Annotated in this window: 16 protein-coding genes; 11 read left to right on the top strand and 5 right to left on the bottom strand. The window is 48.1% G+C overall.

Annotated elements, in window-relative coordinates; genetic code table 11:
• Positions 1 to 41: 41 nt before the first annotated feature.
• Positions 42 to 1,070 carry a gliding motility lipoprotein GldB gene (gene gldB, locus DF182_RS10670; RefSeq protein ID WP_113615609.1) on the bottom strand — a complete coding sequence of 343 codons (1,029 nt, stop codon included), beginning with the start codon at positions 1,068 to 1,070 and terminating at the stop codon, positions 42 to 44.
• 85 nt (positions 1,071 to 1,155) lie between these two features.
• Here gldB and DF182_RS10665 point away from each other — a divergent pair, with 85 nt between their 5' ends.
• The 6 genes from DF182_RS10665 (at position 1,156) to DF182_RS10640 (ending at position 7,306) form a co-directional block, all read left to right on the top strand.
• A complete protein-coding gene (locus DF182_RS10665; RefSeq protein WP_161964116.1) occupies positions 1,156 to 1,839 on the top strand; it encodes a porin family protein in 684 nt (227 codons plus the stop codon).
• 32 nt (positions 1,840 to 1,871) lie between these two features.
• A complete protein-coding gene (locus DF182_RS10660) occupies positions 1,872 to 3,539 on the top strand; it encodes an NAD+ synthase (protein WP_113615607.1) in 1,668 nt (555 codons plus the stop codon).
• A 33-nt stretch (positions 3,540 to 3,572) separates the two neighbouring features.
• Positions 3,573 to 4,844 carry a serine--tRNA ligase gene (gene serS / locus DF182_RS10655; protein WP_113615606.1) on the top strand — a complete coding sequence of 424 codons (1,272 nt, stop codon included), beginning with the start codon at positions 3,573 to 3,575 and terminating at the stop codon, positions 4,842 to 4,844.
• A 66-nt stretch (positions 4,845 to 4,910) separates the two neighbouring features.
• Complete coding sequence (locus tag DF182_RS10650) at positions 4,911 to 5,447, top strand: GNAT family N-acetyltransferase (protein WP_161964115.1); 537 nt, start codon at positions 4,911 to 4,913, stop codon at positions 5,445 to 5,447.
• Between the two features lie 27 nt (positions 5,448 to 5,474).
• The gene (locus DF182_RS10645) at positions 5,475 to 6,560 is read left to right on the top strand and encodes a HesA/MoeB/ThiF family protein (protein WP_113615604.1); all 1,086 of its coding nucleotides are present in this window, start codon (positions 5,475 to 5,477) and stop codon (positions 6,558 to 6,560) included.
• A 2-nt stretch (positions 6,561 to 6,562) separates the two neighbouring features.
• Positions 6,563 to 7,306 (top strand): sulfite exporter TauE/SafE family protein, encoded by a 744-nt coding sequence (locus tag DF182_RS10640; protein ID WP_113615603.1) that lies wholly within the window; start codon positions 6,563 to 6,565, stop codon positions 7,304 to 7,306.
• Positions 7,307 to 7,314: 8 nt separating this feature from the next.
• Here the strand turns inward: DF182_RS10640 and moaA are convergent, their stop codons facing one another.
• Positions 7,315 to 8,280, bottom strand: coding sequence for a GTP 3',8-cyclase MoaA (gene moaA, locus DF182_RS10635; protein ID WP_113615602.1), 966 nt, complete (start codon positions 8,278 to 8,280; stop codon positions 7,315 to 7,317).
• Positions 8,281 to 8,284: 4 nt separating this feature from the next.
• The gene (locus tag DF182_RS10630) at positions 8,285 to 8,656 is read right to left on the bottom strand and encodes a DUF7009 family protein (protein ID WP_113615601.1); all 372 of its coding nucleotides are present in this window, start codon (positions 8,654 to 8,656) and stop codon (positions 8,285 to 8,287) included.
• 78 nt (positions 8,657 to 8,734) lie between these two features.
• Between DF182_RS10630 and moaD the strand changes: the two genes are divergently transcribed.
• Together moaD and DF182_RS10620 are read left to right on the top strand one after the other, a co-directional pair.
• The gene (moaD, locus tag DF182_RS10625; protein ID WP_113615600.1) at positions 8,735 to 8,968 is read left to right on the top strand and encodes a molybdopterin converting factor subunit 1; all 234 of its coding nucleotides are present in this window, start codon (positions 8,735 to 8,737) and stop codon (positions 8,966 to 8,968) included.
• A gap of 138 nt (positions 8,969 to 9,106) precedes the next feature.
• Positions 9,107 to 9,511: a molybdenum cofactor biosynthesis protein MoaE gene (locus tag DF182_RS10620; protein WP_113615599.1), complete on the top strand. Its 405-nt coding sequence runs from the start codon at positions 9,107 to 9,109 to the stop codon at positions 9,509 to 9,511.
• Here DF182_RS10620 and DF182_RS10615 read toward each other — a convergent pair.
• Both DF182_RS10615 and moaC read right to left on the bottom strand, forming a co-directional pair.
• Complete coding sequence (locus tag DF182_RS10615; RefSeq protein ID WP_113615598.1) at positions 9,486 to 10,097, bottom strand: NTP transferase domain-containing protein; 612 nt, start codon at positions 10,095 to 10,097, stop codon at positions 9,486 to 9,488. The genes DF182_RS10620 and DF182_RS10615 overlap by 26 nt on opposite strands.
• 38 nt (positions 10,098 to 10,135) lie before the next feature.
• The gene (gene moaC / locus DF182_RS10610) at positions 10,136 to 10,621 is read right to left on the bottom strand and encodes a cyclic pyranopterin monophosphate synthase MoaC (RefSeq protein ID WP_113615597.1); all 486 of its coding nucleotides are present in this window, start codon (positions 10,619 to 10,621) and stop codon (positions 10,136 to 10,138) included.
• Between the two features lie 46 nt (positions 10,622 to 10,667).
• Between moaC and DF182_RS10605 the strand changes: the two genes are divergently transcribed.
• Genes DF182_RS10605 through DF182_RS10595 form a run of 3 tightly spaced genes read left to right on the top strand, consistent with a single transcriptional unit; the run spans position 10,668 to position 14,594 of the window.
• Positions 10,668 to 11,876 carry a molybdopterin molybdotransferase MoeA gene (locus DF182_RS10605; protein WP_113615596.1) on the top strand — a complete coding sequence of 403 codons (1,209 nt, stop codon included), beginning with the start codon at positions 10,668 to 10,670 and terminating at the stop codon, positions 11,874 to 11,876.
• A gap of 42 nt (positions 11,877 to 11,918) precedes the next feature.
• Positions 11,919 to 13,367: a DUF1800 domain-containing protein gene (locus DF182_RS10600; RefSeq protein ID WP_245957403.1), complete on the top strand. Its 1,449-nt coding sequence runs from the start codon at positions 11,919 to 11,921 to the stop codon at positions 13,365 to 13,367.
• A 24-nt stretch (positions 13,368 to 13,391) separates the two neighbouring features.
• Positions 13,392 to 14,594 carry a DUF1501 domain-containing protein gene (locus DF182_RS10595; RefSeq protein WP_113615595.1) on the top strand — a complete coding sequence of 401 codons (1,203 nt, stop codon included), beginning with the start codon at positions 13,392 to 13,394 and terminating at the stop codon, positions 14,592 to 14,594.
• Positions 14,595 to 14,613 lie beyond the last annotated feature (19 nt).

Here is a 14,613-nt window from a genome sequence, read left to right as displayed (position 1 = left end):
AAAAGAGCAAAGCTCTTGTGAACTTTGCTCCCGTTTCAGCATCAGGGTCTGTACTTCGACTCCTTGAATATTTCCAGTAAATTTTTTGATTCCATCAGTTGCTGCAAGGTAACATCAGTGTGCTTTTCCATGTATTTGCTCACGATGGCGTACCCTACGAAGTAGCCTATTTTTCCGGGAGAGCCTTCAGGCATGCCCTGGGTTGAGGGCGCATCAGTCATGAAGTGGTTGATCTGCTGCCAGTCGGTGGAATAGAGAAGGTTATTCTGAACAAAAAACTGCCAGATCATCTTTTCATTTTCGTGACACCATTGCAGCTGATCTTTCGTATAGCCGAAACGGATAGAGTCGGCCGTTTGAGGTAATACTTTAGAAAGGAAATATTGTTGTTTGCCGGCTTCGATCATTTGTTCGAGCAGGCCGCCACCATTACGGGGTGCGGGATACAGTTGTTGCTGGATCACCTGCATACAGTTGGTGGTAATATATTCAGGGGCAAAGCGCTGAATCATGTAATCAGGATAATCCGGGATACGGGCATATGGCGGGAAATCGGCGCCCATGTACATATCCAGCCCAATTCCCAGGATAGAGTCGATAGTAATGGCACCATAATTGGCAATACCCGAGATAAAAGTGACTACTTTAGGCGGATGAAAAGCGGGGATGTAATATTTTGTATAACGGAAAGCCTGAGCGAGCTGCGTTTGCAATGATGTGGTATTCCCGAATTTCGCAGTCACGGCCTTCTCCAGCTGACGGAAGTCGGGGTTGGTCAGGAAAAGCCGCACCTGCTGTTGTATTTCCCTGCTGCTGTCTGTATACGCACCCATATTCATGATTTCAGATATGTATATGGGCATAAAAACAGGGTAGCTGGCATGGAGGGCGGTCAGGCCGGGTTGCAGGTTGTTGGTATCGAGGGTGAAAAGGGCCGAATCGAACCGCTGGATACTAACGTCCATGGGTATATGGCTTACATCCGGTGCTTTGCTGCCGGGCTTGCAGGCGTGGAACAGCAGTACCATCAGGCAGCCGGCAAGCAGGGAGTATGTAGGATAATGTCGCATCACAGTAATTAGATTAGAAAAATGCAAATTACGAATTATGACAGTGAATAATGTAATTCGTAATTTCATCGTTAAAATGAATCATATGAAGAGGATTTTCCTTTTAGCATTGACAATAGGTATGGTGCAGATGGGGATGGCGCAGAGCGGGTACCGTACTTTCCGGGAGAAAGTAAGGCTGGGTTTTAAATTAGACCCGATGATATCCATACTGAAACCGCAGGAGTCGGGAGTGAACCGCAACAGTTCCAAAGCGGGACTTGCTTTTGGTGTGATGGCCGATTTTAACCTGAACGAAACCGGTAACTATGCGCTGGCTTCGGGCTTCAACGTGGTGCTGGGCGGTAGTAAGCTGAAATATGATGCTGGTAAAGGATTGGGCGATTTTAAGGCCAGTCCGGCAGAATATAATATGAAACTCACCTACATTGAGATACCATTGGCGCTGAAGTTAAAAACAACCTCGCATAATGATATCGACTGGTGGGGACAATTCGGTACCTATCTCGCATTCCCTGTCAGCGGAAGGGCGGATATCATCTCCCTGAATCAAACCTTTGACAGAGTGAACATACTGCCCGAAATGAACCGTATCAACATCGGCATGCTCATCGGGGCCGGTATTGAATATCCCTTGGGCGAAACCCTTAAAGGCGTAGTAGGTGTCACCTATCAGAATGGTTTTGTGGACGTGACCCGCAATGCGAAATGGAATGATGGTAAAGTAAATATGAATAGCTTTGCACTTCGGCTGGGCGTATATTTCTAGGCAACAGCTGATTTTTTAAATTTTTTCAGGGTATGAAAATTATACTGGCACAACAGAACTACCATATAGGCAATTTTGAACACAACACACAGAAGATCATTGATGGCATTCATGCTGCAAAGGTGCAGGGCGCCGATCTGGTGGTGTTTTCCGAGTTGTGCGTTTGCGGGTATCCTCCCCGTGACTTCCTTGAGTTTGAAGACTTTATCGGGCAATGTTATCATGCTATTGATGTGATTAAAGCCCATACCAAAGATATCGCCGTGCTGGTGGGCAGCCCGGCACGCAATCCTCAGCGTGAAGGTAAAGACCTCTTTAATGCGGCCTGGTTCCTTCATGAAGGAGAAGTGAAACAGGTAGTGCACAAAACACTACTGCCTACCTATGATGTTTTTGATGAATACCGCTATTTTGAACCATCCTACGAATGGAACATTATTCCTTTCAAAGGGAAAAAACTGGCGGTAACCATCTGTGAAGATATCTGGAACCTGGGCAACAATCCACTGTACCGGGTATGTCCGATGGATGTGCTGATGGCGCAGGAACCTGATGTGATGATCAACCTCTCTGCTTCCCCTTTTGATTATGATCATGATGAAGACAGAAAAGAGATCATCCGGGCTAATGTGCTCAAATACAAGCTGCCTATGTATTACTGTAATACAGTAGGCTCTCAGACAGAGATCGTATTTGATGGTGGTTCCCTGATTTTTGATGCAGCCGGTAATGTGGCGAAGGTATTGCCTTACTTCACGGAAGCTTTGGATGGCATGGACCTGGAAGACCTGCTTAGCAAAGGAACAGCAGTGGCAGCCACACCAACATTCACTCCGCTGACTGAACTGGTTTTTGACCACAACATACATCGCATCTATGATGCGCTGGTATTGGGCATCCGCGACTATTTCAGCAAGATGGGCTTCAAAAAGGCCATCCTGGGCTCTTCCGGCGGGATAGACAGCGCTGTGGTGCTCGCCATCGCCTGTGATGCCCTGGGCAGCGAAAATGTAAGGGCTGTGCTGATGCCTTCCCCCTACTCTACTGATCATTCTGTAAATGATGCGGTGGCCTTGTCCAAAAATCTGAACAATCCTTATGATATCATCCGTATCAATGATATCTACGAAAATTTCCTGACCACGCTGGAGCCCTATTTCAAAGGGCTGCCCTTCAATGTGGCAGAAGAAAATACGCAGTCCCGTATCCGCGGTAACCTGCTGATGGGGCTGTCCAACAAATTTGGGTATATTCTGTTGAATACATCCAATAAGAGTGAGCTGTCTACCGGTTATGGCACGCTTTACGGCGATATGGCCGGTGGCCTGTCTGTGCTGGGAGATGTGTACAAAATGCAGGTATATGCGCTGGCCCGTTATATCAACCGGGAGCGGGAGATTATACCGGTAAACATCATTGAAAAGGCCCCTTCTGCAGAGCTGCGCCCTAATCAGAAAGACAGCGACAGCCTGCCGGATTACACCGTGCTCGACAAACTGCTGTATCAGTACATTGAGCGCCGTCAGGGTCCTAAAGAAATTATCGCTCAGGGCTTCGACTCCGCTTTGGTTTCGCGGGCCTTAAAGATGGTTAACACCAATGAATATAAAAGAAATCAATTCTGCCCTATTATCCGTGTCTCTTCCAAAGCCTTTGGTGTAGGCCGCAGGATGCCGATAGTAGGTAAATATCTCAGCTAAATTCTATCTTTGAGCAAAATTTTTTAATACAACATGTTACAAGTACCGTTTATACGTCAAAATAAAGATCTGGTGTTGGAACGCCTGGCCCTGAAAAACTTCAAGGAAGTGGCTTTGGTAGATGAAGTGCTGGCACTGGACGACAAGCGTAAGAAATTAACCCTGGAGTACGATGAAACACAAGCGCAGGTGAACAGTCTCTCCAAAGAGATCGGTAAACTGATGGCGCAGGGCAAAAAAGAAGAAGGAGAACAGCAAAGGGCTGCCGTAAACGCCCTGAAAGAGAAACTGGGCCCGGTAAATGATGAATTGAATGCTACTGAAAAAGCATTGCATGATACCCTGGTGAAACTGCCTAACCTGCCTGCAGCGATCGTTCCTCCTGGCAAAACCCCGGAAGAAAACGTGGAAGTGCGCAGAGGTGGTACCACGCCTGTTTTACCAGCTGATGCCGTACCTCACTGGGACCTGGCCAAAAAATATCAGCTGATCGATTTTGAGCTGGGCAATAAAATCACCGGTAGCGGTTTCCCTGTTTTCAAAAACAAAGGTGCCCGTCTGCAACGTGCCCTGGTTCAGTATTTCCTGGATTATAACCTGGAAAACGGTTATACAGAATATGCTCCTCCTTACCTGGTAAACGAAGCCTCTGCCTTCGGCACCGGTCAGCTGCCCGACAAAGAAGGACAGATGTACCACGCTAAGGACGACAACTACTTCCTGATCCCGACTGCAGAAGTACCGCTGACTAATATCTACCGCGACGAGATCGTAAAAGATACAGACCTGCCGATCAAAATGACCGGTTATACTCCTTGTTTCCGCCGGGAAGCCGGTTCCTACGGTAAAGACGTACGCGGCCTCAACCGGGTGCATCAGTTCGACAAAGTAGAGATCGTACAGATCGTACATCCCGAAAAGTCTTACGAAGCGCTGGATCAAATGGTAGCACATGTAGAACAGCTGCTGAACAACCTGGGACTGGAATACCGCATTCTGCGTTTATGCGGTGGTGATATGAGCTTCACAGCTGCCATCACCTACGACTTTGAAGTGTATAGCGCAGCTCAGCAGAAATGGCTGGAAGTGAGCTCTGTATCTAACTTCGAAGCATTCCAGACCAACCGTATGAAGATCCGCTTCAAAGAACAAAACGGCAAGCCTCAGCTGGCGCATTCCCTGAATGGCAGCTCCCTGGCGCTGCCCCGCATTATGGCCTGCCTGCTGGAAAACAACCAGACAGCAGATGGTATTCAACTGCCAGCCGTACTGCATGATTACTTCGGAGCAGACAAGATCAATTAATTATCTGACTGTTATTTGATGATAAAGAGCAGCCGTAAACCGGCTGCTTTTTTTTATTTTCGTACTATGCGACATTTTTTGCCAAACGGAGCTGAACTCATCATCCGGCAGCCAACTACCGCGGACGCTACCGGCCTGCTGGATAATTTTCAGCGGATGACACAGGAAACAGACTTCCTGTTGTTTACATATGCGGAGTCGCTGGAATTGAGCCAACGAACAGAAGAAGATTATATCAAAACCTACCTGGGTAATTCAGACCAGCTGATGCTGCTGGCCGTAGTGGAAGATAAGGTGGTAGGCTCTATCACTATCAATCACAGCGGGTATCACAAAAAAGGGCATACTGCTGAAATGGGTATTGCCGTAGAACATGCCTGGAGTGGCCTGGGTATAGGCCGTCGCCTGATGACCGCCATGTTGCGCTGGGCAGAACAGCATAAAAAAATACAGCTGCTCTATCTGCAGGTATTTGCTACCAATGACAGGGCTATGCACCTCTATCGTAATTTCGGCTTTCAGGAATGTGGCCGCCTGCCCAACGGGATAGAGTTGCGTGATGGCCAATATGTAGATCTGGTGACCATGTACCGCCAGGTATAACCTGTAAGCTTCCTTAAGACTTTTTGTATGCAACGATACGACCGACAGACAAGACTGGAAGGCTTCGGCCTGGAAAAACAACGTTTATTGCAACAGGCTTCAGTGCTGGTGATCGGCGCCGGCGGCCTGGGAGTGCCGGTATTACAATACCTGACAGCAATGGGCATCGGTAAAATCGGTATCGTAGAACATGATACCGTATCCGTCACTAACCTGCAAAGACAGGTATTATATACCACTGCCGACCAGAACAAACCTAAAATACAACTGGCCGCCGACCGGCTGGGGCAGCTGAATCCTGAAGTGCAGCTGGTACAATACGACACCTGGCTCACCACTGATAATGCCCTGGAAATCATACAGCCTTATGATGTAGTGGTCGATTGTTCCGATAACTTCGGTACCCGTTACCTTGTCAACGATGCCTGCGTAATTGCCGGTAAACCGCTGGTATATGGAGCTATCTATAAATATGAAGGACAACTGAGTGTTTTCAACTATCAGGGAGGAGCTACCTATCGTTGTATATTTCCTGAACCACCGGAAGCCGGTGAAATGTTGAACTGCAGCGAGATAGGCGTGCTGGGCGTGTTGCCAGGTATCATTGGGTGTTATCAGGCCAATGAAGTGGTGAAAGTGATCACTGGTATCGGTACACCCCTCAAAAACCAGCTGATGACGATCGATACGCTGCATAATACCCACCTTATTTTTAATATTACTCCGGTAGCGGCCAACAGGCAGATGCAGCGCCTGGCGGGCAACTACCAGCAAACCGTATGTGAAGTGAATAATTTACAGTCCTTGTCTGTTCAGCAGCTGCATAGCTGGCTGCAACAGGGCAACGCCTTGCAGTTGCTTGATGTGAGAGAAGATGATGAATGGGAGATCTGCCATATCCCGCAAGCCATCCATATTCCGATGGGGCAGGTATTGGGCCGTGTGGCTGCACTGCAGCCGGAAGCACCGGTGGCGGTATTGTGTCATCATGGGATGCGTAGCCGTGCTGTCGGACAACGGCTGGTAGAACTGGGCTTCAAACAGGTGTATAATGTGGAAGGTGGTATCCATGCATGGGCCTGTAGTATAGATGATCAGATGCAAACTTATTAACAGTGGTCATAGAACTCTGTATCCTTTTTTTCCTGGTAGCATTGCTTTATTCAGCTGCCGGTTTTGGTGGCGGTTCCAGTTATCTGGCTATCCTGGCTTTGTGGAGCGTGGATTTTCAGTTGATGAAATCCACCGCATTGTTGTGTAATGTGGCCGTGGTGGCGGGCGGGGTATATCATTTTTATAAAAGTGGTCATCTGCCGCTTAAAAAGGCCTGGCAGCTGTCACTGGTGAGTGTGCCGCTGGCTTTTGCGGGCAGCTACCTGCCGTTGAAACAGGAAACTTTTTTTCTGTTGCTGGGCTTTGCATTGACACTGGCGGCGGTATTTATGTGTTACCGTCTTTTTTTTGAGCGTAGCCAGGAGCCGGAGACGCTGCGGGAAAGCAATGGTACGCTCTATGGTCTTATCGGTGGAGGCATAGGTCTGTTGTCGGGTATGACCGGTATCGGCGGAGGTATTTATCTGGCCCCTGTTTTACGATTGGGTAAATATGATACCGCCAAAAATGTGGCTGGTCTCAGTAGTTTTTTTATTCTTGTTAATTCCATTGCCGGCCTTTTGGGGCAGGCGGCCAAACAGGCGATTGTATTTGATGTTACGTTTGCCGGTCCTCTTCTGCTGGCAGTTATTGTTGGCGGACAGATAGGTGCAAGGCTAAGTGCCCGTGTGCTGAAACCCCGGTGGGTAGCGGGTGCTACGGCTGTATTGATTTTATATGCCGGTGTAAGAATGCTGATCAAATAGATTGTTTTCTACCCTCCTATTACAGACATGCTTTCTGGAATACGGGGATGCTGTTTTTCCGCTTCAAAGCCGTTGGCGGCGCGGTGGTGTAATACCTGCTGCAAGGCTGGTAGCAGGGGTGCTCCTGATCTTAACAGGTCTTTTACGTTGATGGTATCTGCGCCATACAGGCATGTTTTGATACTACCGGTGGCGGATATACGTAATCTGTTGCAGGTACCACAGAAAGTACGGCTATAGGCAGGTATGACGCCTATATTTCCCTGATGGCCGGGTATGCTGTAAAGTAATGCGGTGGCATGCGGAGGATCGGGCAGTTTATGCAGGGGATATGTTTCACGGATGGCATCGAGTATAGTCCGGTAGTTCCAGGCGATGCCGGAAAACGTATGTCCTTGACCGTTAAAGGGCATTTCTTCAATGAACCGTACTGACAGTGCATGGTCGCGGGTGAGGGACGTAAAATGAACCAGCTCGTCGGTATTCACATCTTCCATCACTACTACATTGATCTTAACTTTCATCTGATGGGCCAACAGACTATGGAGTGTTTGCATGACCGCATCAAATTGGTTGCGACGGGTGATCTGTAGAAAACGTGCCGGTTGCAGTGTATCGAGACTAAGATTGATATCTGTGATGCCCAGCTGTTGCAGGGCGGGGATATAATCGCGGGTGAGTACACCATTGGTGGTGATGGCCAATTGCGTTATACCGGGTATGGCTTTGATGGCAGAAAGCAGATTGATAAGTCCGGGGCGCATAAAAGGCTCTCCACCGGTAATCCTGACTTTTGAAATACCGGCACTGGCTAATGTTTGCAGCAGGGAAATAATTTCGGCGTCTGTGAGCAGGGCATCAGACTTCACGAAGCGCATATTTTCCGGCATACAATAAGTACAACGGAGATTGCACCGGTCGGTGACCGACAGTCTAACGTAATCGATTATACGATGATGAGCATCAGTCAGCATTATCTCAGCAGTTTTGCCCGGCATGAGGGTTGTCAAATGCCTGGCTGTCGTCTTCGTCGCGGGTGGTGAGGCACCGGAAGTCTTTTTCTACCAGTATTTTCAGCTCAGAGCCGTCAGGGTTGGGCAGTATCAGTTCAAAGCCTACCTGGTCCGGTTCATACCAGGCATTCAACCTTTCAGACGGGAGCAGCAGATGCACACCATCATGCTCCATTTTGATAACAGGATCGGTAATCTCTTTTGATCGCAGGCAGAAGTGAAGCGTGGTTGCGCCGATATGTGTGATAGACTCTACTTTTCCAGTGTCCTGCAACAACTCCAGATCTGTTTTGTCGAGCCGGTAGCGGATGCTGTTCCCTCTAATCCTTATCTTCATAGAAAATGATTTTCTGCTGATCTAAAAGTACTACTTTATCCCTGCTATATCGTAGTTTTAACCAATAAATCTGAAAGTATGGGCCTATTGCTTTTTGGAGTAGCAAAAGATATTGCGGGTGCGGCGATGATCAGTTTTCCGGCTACTGCTACAGATGTGGCGGCCCTGAAAGAATGGTTGTATGAAAATTATCCGCCGCTGAGACAGCTCAGTTCCCTTATGATAGCCGTCAACCGGGAATATGCAGCCGATTCGCAGTTGATCCATGCCGGCGATGAAGTAGCTGTGATACCGCCGGTAAGCGGTGGATGAGGTTTCCCACAAAAAAGAAAAGGAAGCCAAAACGTAAAAAACGTCTGGGAAAATATGCTCACAAAGCACAGAGCAGCCGGACGTAAAGGAAATCGATCGGGATATTTACCGCTGTTCCTTTAGCATCATATTGTGACAATGGATACTTTAATAGCTATAAAAGATACAGTTACCGTGCAGGAAGCGCTGGACTTTATTCAGGCGCCGGAATGCGGAGGGGAAGTGATTTTTACCGGTACAGTACGTAATCATACAAAAGGCCGTGGCGTAGCAAAATTGTTTTATGAATGTTACGAAGCGATGGCCCTCAGCGAAATGCATAAAATCGCTGCAAGGGTACAGGAGCAATGGGATATCCACAAACTGGTCATATTACATGCCATTGGTGACAAGTATCCCGGAGATATTGCCGTAGTGATTGCTGTTGCCTCAGCGCACCGCGGGATTGCTTTTGATGCCTGCGAATTTACCATTGATACATTAAAAGAAACGGTGCCTATCTGGAAGAAGGAATTTTTTACGGATGGGGAGATTGGGAACTGATCTGTCGGACAGCTTCTGCTTTTTCCGCAGGGGTGTTGGCATTATACTGCTCTTCGTAGTAGCGGTTGTCTAACAGCCGGATGTCTGTATTGAGCAAGGTTTTACGTGGGCAGTTTTTACCTGCTGCCACATTTTCCAGCAGCGCGTCGAGGCCAGCAGGTTCCCAGATGGCTATCAGGGGTTCGGGCATCAGATTTACGGGACTTCTGAAAGCTGTGGCCGCGCAGTCTTTTTCCCGGGCGTTGATGAGTATTTCCAGGCTTTGGCGGCTGATTAGCGGCAGATCACAGGCAAGTACCAGCCAGGCCGTGCCCGGTTGATACTGACGGGCACTGAGTAATCCGGCCGAGGGTCCGCCATAGGGCACACTATCCGGAATCAACAGTGGATAACTATTAAAATCCTGTTGTTGGTCCACCCGGCAGGACAGATAGGTTTCCAGTTGAAAGGATTGTAATAACTCCACCAGGTATTGCCATTGAGGCATACCATGGTAGCGGATACTGCTTTTGTTTTCCTGCATACGGCTGCTGTGTCCTCCACATAAAACCAGCCCTTTCAATGGGGCGCTATTGTTTTCCATCATACTGTATCATTTCTTCTTTTTGCCCTGGAGAGCAATAGTTATCTCTCAAAATCCTGTTTACCTCCTGTTTTACTGATCAGGTGGGTTTGGCGGATCACCATATCGTGGGTGAAAGCCTTACACATATCATAGATGGTAAGGGCTGCCACACTGGCGCCAGTGAGGGCTTCCATTTCCACTCCTGTCTTACCCGTTGTTTTTACGGTGCAACGGATAACGGCCTCTTCATCTTCCAGTTGTATTTGTACATCACAGCCGTCCAGCAACAGGGTGTGGCATAGCGGGATGAGGTCGGGCGTTTTTTTGGCGGCCATGATCCCTGCAATGATGGCTGTCTGAAACACAGCGCCCTTGCGGGTTTGAATATCATGGTCCTTAAACTGTTCACGTACCAGTGCCGGTAAAAAAACACGGCTTTCGGCGACGGCTACACGATAAGTGACACCTTTTCCGCTTACATCTACCATAGCTGGCTGGCCGGAAGAATCTAGATGGGTAAAATCGCTGCTTGATGGATTGGACATAATATCATAAATTTAATCATCTTCACCCTTACAAAAATAATACAAAATGATGCTGACTGTAGTTGCTGCGTTCAGAGCCGTATTACAAACCGTGCGGGATATGGGTACAGAAATGTTGCCTTTTGAAGCTGTTACCGGCCGTGTATTGCGTGAGCCTGTAAAAGCAGACAGGCCCTTCCCTCCTTTTGACCGGGTTACTATGGATGGTATTGCTATCCTGTACGACAGTTATGCACGCGGGCAACAGATCTTCGGGGTAGAAGACATACAGGCCGCAGGTACTCCCCGTCTGCAGCTCTCCAGCACTGCCAATTGTATAGAGGTGATGACCGGCGCCATTTTGCCGGAACTAACAGATACCGTAATACCCTATGAACAGCTGAAAATCAGTGACCATGAAGGTTTCCGCCGTTTTACCATCAGTGGAGAAGTGAAACAGGGACAAAATGTACATCGCAAAGGCTCTGATGTGGAAGCGGGTGTGGTACTGTTGCAGCCCGGTACGTTGCTGGGCCCGGCTGAAGCGGGCGTACTGGCATCAGTAGGTAAAACACAGGTGGAAGTGGCGCGCCTTCCCCGCGTAGTCGTGATCGCCACCGGCAATGAATTGGTACCAGTAGATGCCACTCCGGAAGAGCATCAGGTCCGCATCTCCAATATTTATAGTCTGATGGCTTCTCTTGAGCAATGCGGTATCAGTGCACAATACATACATCTGAGTGATGATGAAACAGAAATGATCAGCCGATTGGAATCACTGTTGCCCGAAACGGATGTGTGGATCAGCTCCGGGGCGGTATCGGCAGGAAAATATGATTACCTGCCTGCGGTGTTACAGCAGCTGGGTATGCAACAGGTTTTCCATAAAGTGCAGCAAAGGCCCGGAAAACCTTTCCTGTTCGGCACTTTCAAAAATGGCCCTGTAGTATTTGCTTTGCCCGGAAATCCGGTATCGGGGTTTATGTGTTTTTACCGTTATGTGCAGCCCTGGCTGAAAGCGGCCATGGGAGCTAAAGAAGCTGCTCCGGTATACGCGGTGCTGCAGGAGCAGGTCACCTTCAATCCTTCACTCGAATATTACCTCCCTGTTAAATTACAATCATTGCCCGATGGTACTATGGGTGCTTTCCCACAACCCTATCACGGCTCCGGAGACCTGGCAAGCCTGCTGCTGGCGGATGCATTCATGACACTGCCAGTAGAAGGCTCCGTTTTTGAGAAAGGCAGCTGTTATCCGGTCTGGATATTTCGTTAAACCTGATGGGCAAAACACAGTCTTACATTAAAATATTTACGTATGCCTGTAGTTGCCAAGAAAGTAGAAATGCAACATCTAGCCTGGCGTGCCGGCTTCGGGGAAACTTTGCCCGTGATCACCGAATGGGAAAAGAGGCGACGGAAAGAGATTGTGAATAAAGTACTGATAGGTCCCAAACGTGCCGAACTAGAGTCTGTTGATGTGATCAATGCCACCGACCTGCCGGATTACAAACGTTTCCGGGACATGACGGAAGAACAAAAGAAAACCGTTAGGGAAATGAATACCCAGGGCATCAAAGATCTTAATGTGGCCTGGTTGAATATGATGGAAAAGAGTGAACATCCGCTCCGTGAAAAAATGAGCCTCTTCTGGCATGGTCATTTTGCCTGCCGTACGCAGGATGTCTTATACAATCAACAACTGATCGGTGTTATCCGTGAAAATGCACTTGGTAACTTTGGCGACCTGCTGAGCGCCGTTTCCAAATCCACGGCCATGTTGCAGTTCCTCAACAATCAGCAGAACCGTAAACAACATCCCAACGAAAATTTTGCCCGTGAAGTGATGGAGCTGTTCACCATGGGCCGCGGTCATTACAGCGAAATGGATATCAAAGAGGCTGCCCGTGCCTTCACCGGATGGGGCTTCGATGACAATGGCACATTTGTGTTCCGCGAAAAACAACATGATGACGGAGAAAAAATCATCCTGGGTAAACGAGGCAACTATAATGGTGACGATGTGCTGAAGATCCTGCTGGACCAGCGACAGACCGCCACTTATATCACCACCAAGATATTCAGGTATTTTGTTGACGATACCCCGGACCAGGCACTGATCGAGTCTTTATCTGATAAGTTTTATCAGTCAGGTTATGAAATCAAAGCGCTGATGCGGGAGATATTTATGTCCGATTGGTTTTACGATAGTAAATACATTGGTAATCGTATCAAGTCGCCGGTAGAGCTGCTGATTGGTATTCGCAGAACCATTCCGATGGCTTTTGAGCAGGAAGAGCTGATGATAGCCTTTCAGCGCATCCTCGGGCAGGTTCTTTTTTATCCGCCTAATGTGGCCGGCTGGCCTGGAGGCCGCAACTGGATAGACAGCTCCAGTCTGATGTTCCGGTTACGGATACCGCAGGTGATCCTGTACTCTCAGGTGCTGAATATCCGCCCCAAAGAGATTGCACCGGAAATGGGTGATGGCGGTAATTATAAAATGACCTTACAGATCAATGATTTTCTGAAAAGACAGTTTGCCAAAAAAGTCAATGCACGGATTAACTGGGACCCTTATATACAGGGTTACAGCGACATCCCAAGGGAAAGTCTGGCAGACGAAATTGCCGGTGTGTTGCTGCAGCAACCTGGTAATATCAAAAAGGCACTGTTGGAGAAATATGCCGACACCGGTTCCCGGGAAGGATATATTAAAACCGTCACCATCGATGTGATGAGTACTCCGGAATATCAATTGTGTTAATCATTCACCAGTAAGCTAAAAGTTATGTATATACTTAACAGGCGTCGTTTTTTACAGGTAGGTTCCCTGGCTTCTGCTGCCATGATGATGCCTAAGTTCCTGAAGGCTTTTGAATCCGGAGCGCTGGTACCTCCCGGCAACAAAGTGCTGGTGATTATACAGTTGTCTGGCGGAAACGATGGACTGAATACGATCATCCCTTACCGTAATGATATCTATTACCGTTCCCGTCCTGCGCTGGGTATCAAAAGAGAAACTGCACTTTCTCTCAGTGATGAACTGGGCATCCACCCATCCCTGGATGGGCTGAAAGCTTTATATGATGAAGGTTCGCTGGCTGTCCTTAATAATGTGGGATATCCTAACCCGGACCGTTCCCATTTCCGTTCTATGGATATCTGGCATTCTGCCAGCCAGTCCAATGAGTTCTGGAATGACGGCTGGATAGGCCGTTACCTCGATGCACAGTGCAACGGCTGTGATAAGCCCACACAGGCACTGGAGATAGATGATACTCTGAGCCTGGCGCTGAAAGGTGATCATAACAAAGGCTTGGCGCTCACAGATCCCGGTCGTCTTTCGAACACCAGCAACGACAAGTACTTCAAAGACTTGTTACAGCAACATGCCCATGAAGACGAACATCATAGTGTAGAATATCTCTACAAAACCATGGCAGAAACGATTTCCTCAGCGGCCTACATCCAGCAGCAGTTTAAGACCTACCAATCGAAGGAGAATTATCCGGCTACGGAGTTGGGGCGTAATCTGCGCACCATCGCCAACCTGGTTATGTCAGACATCAATACTAAAGTGTATTATGTTTCACATGGAAGCTTTGATACACACGTAAATCAGCAGGACCAGCAGGCACGCCTTTTTAAGCAGCTGAGCGAGGCCCTGACCGTGTTTACAGGTGATCTCAAAAAGAACAACCGCTTCCAGGACGTAGCGGTAATGACCTTCTCCGAATTTGGCCGCAGGGTAAGTCAGAATGCCAGCGGTGGCACTGATCATGGCACTGCCAATAATATGTTTCTGATCAGTGGAGGGTTGAAAAAACAGGGTATCCTCAATGATGGGCCTGACCTGATGAATCTGAAGGAAGGGGATTTGCAGTATAAAGTGGACTTTAAAAGTGTTTATGCCACATTACTCAACAAGTGGCTAAGTGCTGATGATCAGCTGATCCTGAAGCAGCATTACGAGAAGATGGATTTTATCTGATTAAATTAGCTCAGAACTT

Source organism: Chitinophaga flava, from assembly GCF_003308995.1.
In the GTDB taxonomy this organism is placed as follows: Bacteria; Bacteroidota; Bacteroidia; order Chitinophagales; family Chitinophagaceae; genus Chitinophaga; species Chitinophaga flava.
Note: the sequence above shows the minus strand (reverse complement) of the source record. Positions and strands in the feature narration are given on the sequence as shown.

Bases quoted from the DNA above. Each gene is read 5' to 3' on its own strand.
- serS (WP_113615606.1), top strand. From the start codon at position 3,573: ATGTTACAAGTACCGTTTATACGTCAAAATAAAGATCTGGTGTTGGAA.
- DF182_RS10650 (WP_161964115.1), top strand. From the start codon at position 4,911: ATGCGACATTTTTTGCCAAACGGAGCTGAACTCATCATCCGGCAGCCA.
- DF182_RS10595 (WP_113615595.1), top strand. From the start codon at position 13,392: ATGTATATACTTAACAGGCGTCGTTTTTTACAGGTAGGTTCCCTGGCT.
- moaD (WP_113615600.1), top strand. From the start codon at position 8,735: ATGGGCCTATTGCTTTTTGGAGTAGCAAAAGATATTGCGGGTGCGGCG.
- DF182_RS10630 (WP_113615601.1), bottom strand. From the start codon at position 8,656: ATGAAGATAAGGATTAGAGGGAACAGCATCCGCTACCGGCTCGACAAA.
- moaC (WP_113615597.1), bottom strand. From the start codon at position 10,621: ATGTCCAATCCATCAAGCAGCGATTTTACCCATCTAGATTCTTCCGGC.
- DF182_RS10600 (WP_245957403.1), top strand. From the start codon at position 11,919: ATGCCTGTAGTTGCCAAGAAAGTAGAAATGCAACATCTAGCCTGGCGT.
- DF182_RS10615 (WP_113615598.1), bottom strand. From the start codon at position 10,097: ATGATGGAAAACAATAGCGCCCCATTGAAAGGGCTGGTTTTATGTGGA.
- DF182_RS10665 (WP_161964116.1), top strand. From the start codon at position 1,156: ATGAAGAGGATTTTCCTTTTAGCATTGACAATAGGTATGGTGCAGATG.
- gldB (WP_113615609.1), bottom strand. From the start codon at position 1,070: ATGCGACATTATCCTACATACTCCCTGCTTGCCGGCTGCCTGATGGTA.
- moaA (WP_113615602.1), bottom strand. From the start codon at position 8,280: ATGCTGACTGATGCTCATCATCGTATAATCGATTACGTTAGACTGTCG.
- DF182_RS10605 (WP_113615596.1), top strand. From the start codon at position 10,668: ATGATGCTGACTGTAGTTGCTGCGTTCAGAGCCGTATTACAAACCGTG.
- DF182_RS10620 (WP_113615599.1), top strand. From the start codon at position 9,107: ATGGATACTTTAATAGCTATAAAAGATACAGTTACCGTGCAGGAAGCG.
- DF182_RS10645 (WP_113615604.1), top strand. From the start codon at position 5,475: ATGCAACGATACGACCGACAGACAAGACTGGAAGGCTTCGGCCTGGAA.
- DF182_RS10660 (WP_113615607.1), top strand. From the start codon at position 1,872: ATGAAAATTATACTGGCACAACAGAACTACCATATAGGCAATTTTGAA.